The organism is Nitrospirota bacterium (genome assembly GCA_037386965.1).
Lineage (GTDB): Bacteria > Nitrospirota > Thermodesulfovibrionia > Thermodesulfovibrionales > JdFR-86 > JARRLN01.
Genome location: JARRLN010000084.1, coordinates 1 through 9801, shown reverse-complemented (window position 1 = coordinate 9801; position 9801 = coordinate 1). Strand labels below are relative to the sequence as shown.

Sequence of the window (9801 nt, the reverse complement as noted above, 5' to 3'; positions counted from 1 at the left end):
TGCTCAGGAGGGGGAGCCGTCCGAGGCGGTGACCGTGTTCTTGCCGGCGTACTTGGAGGCGTAGAGGGCGTCGTCGGCGGGCTTGATGAGGCCGGCCACGCTCCGTGCGCCGGGCCCGCAGGCCGACACCCCGATGCTCAGGGACGCCTCCACCGCCACACCGTCGTCCAGGCGCGTATGGGCGCGCTCCATGGCCTTTCTCACCTTCTCGGCAAAGTTCAGGGCCCCCCTGAGGTCGGTCTCCGGCAGGATGACCATGAACTCGTCGCCCCCGTAACGGCCTGCCACGTCCGCCTGACGGAGGAGGCCGCTCAGGGTGTCCGCCACGGTGCAGAGCACCCGGTCCCCGGCGTCATGCCCGTAGGCGTCGTTTATGGCCTTGAAGGAGTCCACATCGCAGAGAACGACCGAGAGCATGCTCCCGAAACGGCTGGCGCGGGAGAGCTCCTGCGAGAGGCGCTCGATGAGGGCCCGCCTGTTCAGAAGCCCCGTGAGGGCGTCCGTGCGGGAGAGGTGCTCGAGCTCCTCGATGAGGGCCGCCTTCTCGTGCTCGACGAGCTTTCTCTCCGTGATGTCCCTGAGGTGCTCGATAACGTGGGAGACCTGGCCGCCCTGGTCCTTGATAGGGTAGGTGAAGACTTCGAGCCATTTCTCGGGCCCCTCGACCACCAGGGCCTTTCGCTCGAGGCCGTGGTGACCCTGACCAGGGTGAAGTCCCTGTCCAGGATGCAGAAGGGGTCGTTGATGCTTTCCAGGCTGGTGCTGAGAAAACTCAGGGAGTGGCAGAGGGCGGCCTCCGCCTCCCGCCGCTGGGCCACCTCCCGCTTGAGCTCCCGGTTGACCTCCTCCAGCTCCCGGGTGCGCTCGGAGACGGAGAGCTCCAGGGCGTCGCGGTGGCTCCTCAGCTGGCTCTCCGCCCGCATGTGCGTGCGGGCCAGCAGGAAACGAGCCGCCAGAATCGCGCAGAGGCCGACCGCGGCGGGCGGGCCCCAGAGCGACAGGATGACCCCGCCGGGCGCGGGCCAGGCGGCCCAAAGGACAAAGGAGACGCCCAGGGCCAGAACCACCCCGGCGGACGCGACATGGTAAAGGATTCGCTTTCTCAATATGCCGGCCTCGTGGTCACCCTCTCTGTCTTTCGTAATCCACTGACGTTCGACATCCCTCAGGCCGCACTTTTTACCATGCCGAAAGAATTTTCCGGGTGATTCAGCTTACAGTCGGTTAAATGTGCGCCGCTGCCACTGAGAGTTGCCTGGAGAGCCTCTCCCGGGAGGCCGCGCCTCCGCTTTACAGGGCTTTGGCGGGGGATTTATAATTTCATGATGGCCGGAGGCGCGAGGAACAAGGAGGGGCAGGGGAAAGGCTGGAGGCCCTTCGTGGCGGGGAAAAGCGTTTCCTGGGTGTTGAAGGTCGTCCTTGCGTGCCTGGTCTTCCCGGCCGTGGTAGGCGTTTCCGTGGGGGGGTTCCTGGCGTTTGCCCGTACCGTGCCCTCCGTTGTGGAGCTGAAGCAGACGGCAAGCCCCAGCACCATCATCTACGCCGACGACGGCACCCTCCTGGGGGAGGTGAGCCTTCGCAAAGGCAAGCACGTTCCCTTCGAGCAGATTCCCCCCGATATCATCAACGCCGTCACCGCCGTGGAGGACTCCCACTTCTGGACCCACAGCGGGGTGGACTACCGGGCCATCATGCGGGCGGCCCTCACCGACCTCCTCAAGCGCGAGCTGAAGGAGGGCGGCAGCACCATCACGCAGCAGCTGGCGAAGATAACTTTCCTGACGCCCCAGAAGACGTTCAGGCGCAAGCTCAGGGAGTTCATCCTGGCCCGGCGCATAGAGAAGAACCTCTCCAAGAAGGAAATCCTGGAGCTTTACTTGAACCGCGTCTACTTCGGCCACGGGGCCTACGGAGTGGAGACGGCCGCCCGGACCTACTTTGGAAAATCCGTCGGGGACATCACCCTCCGGGAGGCGGCCATGCTGGCCGGGCTGCTGAAGGCCCCCGCGGCGTACTCGCCCTTCGCCGATTTCCAGAAGGCAAAGAGGCGGCAGGTGACCGTCCTGAAGCGCATGGAGGAGGTGGGCTTCCTTACCCGGAAAGAGCGCATGAAGGCACAGAAGACCCCCATATCCCTGGTCAGGCCCCGTCCCTCGGAAATGATGCACAAGTACTTCCTCGAATACATAAAGCAGTATCTGCAGGAGAAATACGGGGCCGAGGCCCTTTACAAGGGAGGCCTCCGCGTGCACACCACCCTGGACGTCAAGGCCCAGGCGGCGGCACAGAAGGCCCTCCGAAAAGGCCTCCGGGAACTGGACAAGCGGCAGGGCTTCCGGGGGCCCCTGGACCATCGGAACCTTGAGGAGGAGCCCGCGGAGGAGAAGACGAGCGCTTTCAAGCTGGTCCCGCCCGAGCGCGGCGACATCCTGCAGGGGGTGGTCCTCTCCGTCACCGGCGACGAGGCGGTGGTCCGCACCCGCTTCATCACGGGCACCCTCGCTTTGAAGGACGCCCGCTGGGCGAGGACCGTCCGGAAGCCGGGGAGCGGGAAGGCCACGGTGCTCAGGAACTTCACCCTGAAGAGCATCCTTCAGCCGGGGGACGTCATCCTGGTGGGAGTGAAGTCCATGAAAGGCGAGCGAGTGCATTTCTCCCTGGAGCAGGAGCCCCAGGTCCAGGGGGCGGTGGTGGCCCTGGAGCCTTACTCCGGCTATATCAGGGCCATGGTGGGAGGATACGACTTCACCAAGAGCGAGTTCAACCGCGCCGTCTACGCCGAGCGCCAGGTGGGCTCGGCTTTCAAGCCCGTCGTCTATGCCCTGGCCCTTCAGTCCGGCTTCACCCCGGCAAGCGTCATCGTGGACGAGGAGATAAGCTTCGACGACGAGGAGGCCGACGAGGAGCTGAAGGAGCAGACCCAGGAGACCATGAAGGACGCCGCCTCAAAGGAAGGCCAGGAGCTGGAGGTCTGGGTCCCCAGAAACTACGACGAAAAGTACCACGGCCCCACCCGGCTGAGGGACGCCCTGGCCTACTCCAGAAACGTCGTTACCGTCAAGCTCGCCGATGCCATCGGCATCACCCGCCTCATCAACTTCGCCCGGCAGGTGGGCATCAAAAGCCACATGCAGCGGGACCTCACCATCGCCCTGGGCTCCATGAGCATCACCCCGCTGGAGTTGACCAGCGCCTACGGCTCCTTCGCCAACAGCGGGGTTAAGATGCAGCCCATCGCCATCAAGTACATCACCGACAAGAAGGGCCGCGTCCTGGAGAGCAACGAGCCCCAGGGCCGCAGGGTGATGGACCGCCAGACCGCCTTCCTCATGACCTCCATGCTTGAGGACGTGGTCAACTACGGCACCGGCTGGAGAGCCCGCAGCCTGGGCGTCCCGGTGGCCGGAAAGACCGGAACCACCAACGAGTACAGGGACGCATGGTTTCTGGGATACACCACCCAGATGGTCGCGGGCGTCTGGGTGGGGTTCGACGAGCCCCACTCCCTGGGCAAGGACGAGACGGGCTCCAGGGCCGCCGCCCCCATCTGGGTGGACTTCATGCACGCCAGCACCCCCCGGAGCCGCACGGAGGACTTCCCCATTCCGCCGGGCATCGTCACCCGGCTCATAGACCCGGAGACCGGGCTTCTGGCCAACCGCTGGACCGAGAAACCCCTGCGTGAGTACTTCAAAAAAGGCACCGAGCCCACCAAGCACGCCCCCTCCATCTGGCAGTGGCAAGAGCCCTCCTTCTTCTAGCGGGGCACCAGTGCCCTTCTCTCACCCACCGCACCAAGCCGTCCCATGAGCAAGCCCTTTCGATGTCCGGTCGCTTAGGCCCTTGGCTTGGTATAATGAGGGGCGCCGGGAGGAGCTGCTGCTCCATGCATTGAAGGGCCGGCACGACGGTGCCGGCGACCGGCCTTGAAATAATCGTTTTTCAGGCTTCACAGCCGTATATGAAACTAACGGGTCAATCAGGAGGTTCGTGCGTGATAGAGTCGAGGATATTCCGCGAGTACGACATCCGGGGCGTGTGGGAGAAAGACCTGACGCCCGAAGCGGTGGCCGCCCTTGGACGGGCCTTCGCCTGTTATCTGAAGGAGAGACTCACGGGGGACACCCTCACGGTAAGCGTGGGCAGGGACGCCCGCCTGAGCAGTCCCCGCATCCTGGAAATCCTCTGTACGGAGCTTACCCAGAGCGGGGTCAACGTCGTGGACATCGGCCTGTGCCCCACGCCGCTACAGTATTTCTCGCTCTTTCAGCTCCCCGTGGACGGGGGCATCATGATTACGGGGAGCCATAACCCGCCGGAGTTCAACGGCCTGAAGGTAAGCGTGGGGACCGAGACGCTCTTCGGGGAGAGTATTCAGGCACTGAGGGCCCTGGTCGAGAAGGGCACGAGGTGCACCGGCCGGGGCGAGATACGGGCCCATAACATCGTGGCCGACTACATCGAGTTCATGAAGGGAAGGTTTTCCCGCCTGGACGGCCTGAAGGCGGTGCTGGACGCCGGAAACGGCGTCGGCGGCATTGTGGCCCCCGAGCTCATGCGCTCGCTGGGGGCGGACGTGGTGGAGCTTTACACCGAGCCCGACGGGCGCTTCCCCAACCACCATCCCGACCCCGTGGTCCTGGAGAACGTCAGGGACCTGGCCAGGACCGTGAAGAAAACGGGCGCGCACGTGGGGGTGGGATACGACGGGGACGCGGACCGTATCGGGGTGGTGGACGAGCGGGGCGAGGTGGTCTGGGGAGACAGGCTCATGGTCATCTTCTCCCGGGACGTCTTGAGGGAGCGGCCCGGGGCCACCATCATCGGGGAGGTCAAGTGCTCCCAAAGCCTCTATGAGGACATCACCGCCCACGGGGGCCAGGCGGTGATGTGGAAAACCGGGCACTCGCTCATCAAGAAGAAAATGAAGGACTCCGGCGCCGCCCTGGCGGGGGAGATGAGCGGGCACATCTTCTTTGCCGACCGCTACTACGGCTACGACGACGCCGTGTACGCAAGCCTGCGGCTTCTGGAGGTCATGAAGAAAAACGGGAAGCCCTACTCCGTGCGGCGGCTCCTCGAGGACCTGCCCAGGACCGTCTTCACCCCGGAGATACGGGTGGACTTCCCGGACGAGAAGAAGTTCGAGGTCCCCTCCCTCGTCAAGGACGCCTTCGCGGACTACCCCATCATAGACATCGACGGCATCCGCATCCAGTTTCCCGAGGGGTGGGGGCTGATACGGGCCTCCAACACGCAGCCCGCCCTCGTGCTCAGGTTCGAGGCCCGGGACGAGGAATCGCTGAAAAAGATACGCCGGAAGGTGGAGCGGGAGCTTCGCCGGGTGGCGTCGGTGTGAGCACACGCCCCGGGAAGCGGAGAAGGAAAGCACAATGCTCCCCGGGGTCGGCCCCCGGGGGTTACTTCTTCGAGTCCTTCTCCTCCTGGACGTTCGAGGCCTTCTCCTGCTTCATGAGCTTTTTGGAGATGTACACGACGCAGTCCTCGCAGAGCTTTCCGCTTTCCCGCTGGCATATCTGCTGGTTCAGCTCCCAGCAGGGCTTGCTCCTGTCGATGAAGGCGGAGCACTTCGTGCGCTTGTCCTCGGAGCACTCGGTCAGCTCCCAGCACGGGGCGTAGTCCATGAGCTTCTTGATGCCCTGGATGCTGATCTTCTTGGTGTGGATGAGCTCCCGGATGCAGCGGAGCCACTTGATGTCGTTCTCCGAGTAGTAGCGGTTCTTGTTCCTGCGGGCGGGCTTGATGAGCCCATGTTTCTCATAGAGGCGAAGCGTCTGGTCGGTGGTCCCGATAAGCTCGGCCACTATCCCGATGGGATAGAGAGGGACGTTGGCCTTTTCCTTCTCTTGTAGTTCCTTCTTGAGTTTCGCCATGATTCAATCGAAGTAGTAACTCTAATTATTAAACAATTTTTTAACCACAAAAAGCAAGTCTTATGGGGACCAGTCCCCTTTTTAAAGACAGTCGAGACGTAGTCGGTTCCGGAGCCGTTCCTTGAGCACCATGTCCCGATGTCAGAACGCTCCGGGCCGAGCCCGGGGGGCACCAGTCCCCTTCTCAAACACCAGCCGAGACGTGGTTGGTTCCAAAACCGTTCCTTGAGCAAGCCCTTTCGGTGTCAGAACGTTCTGGGCCGCGCCCAGCGCTCCGGGGCGTGCCCGGAAATTCTCTGCTTCAAAATGTTTAAATATAGCGATAATACGCAAGGAGCGGGAGAGTGGACATATCCGTCATCATTCCTCTTTTCAACGAAGAGGAAAACGTCGAGCCCCTGTACGAGCGGCTTTCCGAGGTCCTCGGACGCCTGGGGAAGAGCTATGAAATCATATTCGTGGACGACGGCAGTACGGATGGGACCTCCTCTTTGCTCGAAGAGCTGCAGGCCGGAGACGATAATGTCATAGTCCTTTTCATGAGAAGGAATTTCGGCCAAACGGCGGCATTCACGGCGGGTTTCGACGAGGCCCGGGGAGACGTCATCGTCACGATGGACGGAGACATGCAGAACGACCCGGCGGATATTCCGAAGCTGCTGGAACATATGGAAGAGTACGAGCTGGTCAGCGGATGGCGCAAGAACCGGCAGGACGTCTTCCTGACGAGAAAACTTCCATCCATGGCGGCAAACTGGCTTATCAGCCGGATAACCGGGGTAAAGCTGCACGATTACGGCTGTTCCCTGAAAGCGTACCGGAAGGACGTCGTCAAGGCCCTCAGGCTCTACGGCGATATGCACCGTTTCATCCCGGCAATCGCCAACTGGTACGGCGTACGGGTTACCGAGGTCGAAGTCGACCACCATCCGCGGCTCAGGGGAAAGTCCAAGTACGGCCTGTCCAGGGTTACCAAGGTCATTCTCGACCTCTTGACCGTACGGTTTCTTCAGAGCTTCTCGACCAAGCCGATACAGTTTTTCGGCCCGATAGGTTTGGGCCTGGGCTTTCTCGGGTTCCTGATATCGCTGTACCTGACCGGCCAGAAGATACTTTTCGGCGCCTCCATCGGCAACCGGCCCCTGCTGCTCCTCGGCGTGCTCCTGATAATCATAGGCATACAGCTCGTGGGCATGGGCCTGCTGGGCGAGATGCTGGTGCGGATATATCACGAGAGCCAGAGAAAACCCGTCTATGTTCTGAAGAAAAAAATTGGCGCCCGCTCGTAAAAAGACCCTGCTCTTCCTGCTCAAACTGCTGTTCAGCTCGGGGGCGTTGTATGTCGTCTTCATGAAAGCCGGCCCGCATGACGTCCTGGGACTGATGAAAAGCATCACTCCGTGGTCCTTTGTTTCCGCCGTGGCCCTGTATCTCGCGGCCCAATTCCTTTCGTCGGTCAGGTGGATGTTTCTTCTCCCGACACGCATGGGTCTTGTGCGGCTTTTTCGCCTGTACATGCTGGGCTCTTTCTTCGGGACGTTTCTTCCGGGCCTGGTAAGCGGCGATGCCGTAAAGGCATATTACCTGTACCGCGAGACCGCAAAGGGCGCGGAGGCCCTTTCCTCCACCTTTATGGACCGCTATATCGGGTTTGCCGCCCTGATGGCGCTCGGCACGCTGGCCTATCCCCTGGGGTTTCGCTACCTGAGGGGGTCGTGGATACAGTGGACCCTTCCGGCTCTCGTAGTTCTTTTCGTCCTGGCCAGTTTCCTGTTTTTCCGCCTCAGGCTGGGCAGGCGGATAGGCGTTCTGAGGGATGCATACGGTATTTTCCCCGTTTATCTCAAGGATTCCGGCCTGATGGCAAAAACCTTTCTCCTTTCCGTCGCCGTGCAGGCTTTGGGCATTTTTGCGGTTTACATACTCGCCGGGGGCCTTGGCCGACACCTTCCCCTCTGGTCTCTCTTTATCTTCCTGCCCATCGTCATAACCCTGTCGGCCCTGCCGGTATCCGTTTCCGGCCTGGGCATACGGGAAGCCTCGATGGTCCTTCTCCTGGGGGCGGTTGGAGTAAGCCCGGCCGCGGCAACGGCCATTTCCCTGGCCTGGATGCTTTCGGTCATAACCGGCTCCCTGGCCGGGCTGTTCGAGTACTTCCGGGGCAGGGACAACCCGGTGCCGACGTGACAATGGCGGAGAGCGTCTCAGGCCCAACGCCCTAATGCCGCCCTATCAAGGCCGCCCCGAGGGCGAATCGTTCTCTGGAGCTGTACAGGTACGGGACGTTTATTATCCCCAGCGGTTCCGCGCCGGGGAATTCCCTTCTCATGAATGCCGGGACGGCATTTCCCCTGACCGTGGCGTCCCAGAGCAGGAGGCCGCCCCGGGCCAGCGCATCTTTTCGCTGCTGCTCGTCCATGAATCTGCGGTAATAATCGAAGTGAATAAATTTCCCCAGCCGGACATACCGCATGACACCGGCCGGCACGTACAGATTGTCCGATATTACCACCAGCGCGTCCGTTTCTCCGATTCCCCTCCGGGAAAGTTTCTCCTCCAAGGCGGCCGAAAGGCTTTCATAAGGGATGTGTATGCGTTTTGCATGCCCGATGTCGGGAGCAAAGCTCACCACCCCTCTGACGAGCAAGACTATTATGGCTATGCTCAGGGCAAACCGGGCAAGCCATGTATTCCTCCGGACAGTGCGGCCGGCATCCACGAGGGTAAACATGGCCAAGGGCAGGGTGAAAAGGACCGGGGCAAGCCACCTGCCCTTGACGATTTCGGGCCTGAGGACGACTATCACGCCCAGGACCGCCGCGTGCCCGGATATTGCAAGCCTGCGGAAGAACGACGTCAGGTCCTTTTGCGGCTGTGCGGCCTTCAAGGAAAGCCTCCCCCGGTAAAAAAGCCAGAACAAGAGGACGAAGACGAACGAATCAACGAATGCGCGCGGTATGAGTTGCACAAACGAAAAGACCGATACGGCCTCCGATGCCCCCGCTCCGGATTTGCTCATGGCGTGCTGGAGCGGCTGAAACCCGTGTGCCTCGAGCCAGTGCAGGTCAAGTGCCGAGACAAGAGAGAAGGCCGCGATGGAAAGGAATATCTTCCTGCTCAGAAGCGCCTTTCTCCACGGCCCGATGCTGAGGCCCGAAACGACGACAGCCAAGAGGAGAAACGAAAAATTGTACTTGGCCAGCATGCCCAGGCCGCTCAATGCGCCGAACATGACATAGGAAAGGGCGCTGCCCGAGCGCCGTACCCTTACGAAAGACAGGCACAGCCACGTGAACAGGGGCGGCTGCCCCTGTGCCATGAGACTCGGCACAAAGGCACGCATGAACTGTTCGGCTTCGTCCAACTGCATCGAGGACGGGGCAAGCATGCGCAAAAGGAAGTACGAAAGGCAATAAAGAGCTATTGCCGCAACGGCCAGGGGGTCTCCGTTTCCGGAAAAGGGGATTTTCCGTATCCCTTGGGGCGCATTCATGATTTCCTCTTGCACTTCGGACCCGGTATTCCGCTGGAATCCCGGTATTATAACCCCATAAGAGGAAAAAACAGGGGCACCAGTGCCCTTTTAAACTATCAAACCAAGCCGTCCCTTGGGCACAGCATTTCAATGCCCTATGCGAGCCCAGCGCGGCCAGGGGGACCAGTCCCCATTTTTAACCAGCTCCTGAGCAAGCCGTTTCAATATCCTGTCGCTCCGGGCCGCACCAGGGAGGACCAGTCCTCTTCTCACCATCAAACCCGGCCGTCCCCTGAGCAAGCCGTTTCAATATCCAGTCGTCCAGGCCGCGCCTGGCCGGTCTTGTGTTGCTCCGGGGTGAAAGGGTATACTACCGCACTGTGGTCATTTCCCTGGTCACTCCGACTGGCGATACATGCGCGTAGAGAAAAT

The 9801-nt window shown here is 61.4% G+C and carries 7 protein-coding genes; 4 read left to right on the top strand and 3 right to left on the bottom strand.

Translation table 11 applies throughout. The features are described from left to right. Positions 1-3: 3 nt before the first annotated feature. Positions 4-669 (bottom strand): diguanylate cyclase, encoded by a 666-nt coding sequence (locus P8Y39_11085; GenBank protein MEJ2192868.1) that lies wholly within the window; start codon positions 667-669, stop codon positions 4-6. 653 nt (positions 670-1322) lie between these two features. Between P8Y39_11085 and P8Y39_11080 the strand changes: the two genes are divergently transcribed. Together P8Y39_11080 and P8Y39_11075 are read left to right on the top strand one after the other, a co-directional pair. Next, positions 1323-3761, top strand: a complete 2439-nt coding sequence (locus P8Y39_11080) for a PBP1A family penicillin-binding protein (protein ID MEJ2192867.1) — start codon at positions 1323-1325, stop codon at positions 3759-3761. A gap of 236 nt (positions 3762-3997) precedes the next feature. Further along, positions 3998-5359, top strand: coding sequence for a phosphomannomutase/phosphoglucomutase (locus P8Y39_11075; protein ID MEJ2192866.1), 1362 nt, complete (start codon positions 3998-4000; stop codon positions 5357-5359). 61 nt (positions 5360-5420) lie between these two features. Here the strand turns inward: P8Y39_11075 and P8Y39_11070 are convergent, their stop codons facing one another. Beyond that, positions 5421-5894 carry a MerR family transcriptional regulator gene (locus P8Y39_11070; GenBank protein MEJ2192865.1) on the bottom strand — a complete coding sequence of 158 codons (474 nt, stop codon included), beginning with the start codon at positions 5892-5894 and terminating at the stop codon, positions 5421-5423. 344 nt (positions 5895-6238) lie between these two features. Between P8Y39_11070 and P8Y39_11065 the strand changes: the two genes are divergently transcribed. Both P8Y39_11065 and P8Y39_11060 read left to right on the top strand, forming a co-directional pair. After that, complete coding sequence (locus P8Y39_11065) at positions 6239-7183, top strand: glycosyltransferase family 2 protein (GenBank protein MEJ2192864.1); 945 nt, start codon at positions 6239-6241, stop codon at positions 7181-7183. After that, positions 7167-8081 carry a lysylphosphatidylglycerol synthase transmembrane domain-containing protein gene (locus tag P8Y39_11060; GenBank protein MEJ2192863.1) on the top strand — a complete coding sequence of 305 codons (915 nt, stop codon included), beginning with the start codon at positions 7167-7169 and terminating at the stop codon, positions 8079-8081. The genes P8Y39_11065 and P8Y39_11060 overlap by 17 nt, the downstream gene beginning before the upstream one ends. Before the next feature lie 31 nt (positions 8082-8112). Here the strand turns inward: P8Y39_11060 and P8Y39_11055 are convergent, their stop codons facing one another. Then, on the bottom strand, positions 8113-9387 hold the full coding sequence (locus P8Y39_11055) for a glycosyltransferase family 39 protein (GenBank protein MEJ2192862.1): 1275 nt from the start codon (positions 9385-9387) through the stop codon (positions 8113-8115). Positions 9388-9801 lie beyond the last annotated feature (414 nt).

Bases quoted from the DNA above. Each gene is read 5' to 3' on its own strand.
- P8Y39_11055 (MEJ2192862.1), bottom strand. From the start codon at position 9,387: ATGAATGCGCCCCAAGGGATACGGAAAATCCCCTTTTCCGGAAACGGA.
- P8Y39_11070 (MEJ2192865.1), bottom strand. From the start codon at position 5,894: ATGGCGAAACTCAAGAAGGAACTACAAGAGAAGGAAAAGGCCAACGTC.
- P8Y39_11080 (MEJ2192867.1), top strand. From the start codon at position 1,323: ATGATGGCCGGAGGCGCGAGGAACAAGGAGGGGCAGGGGAAAGGCTGG.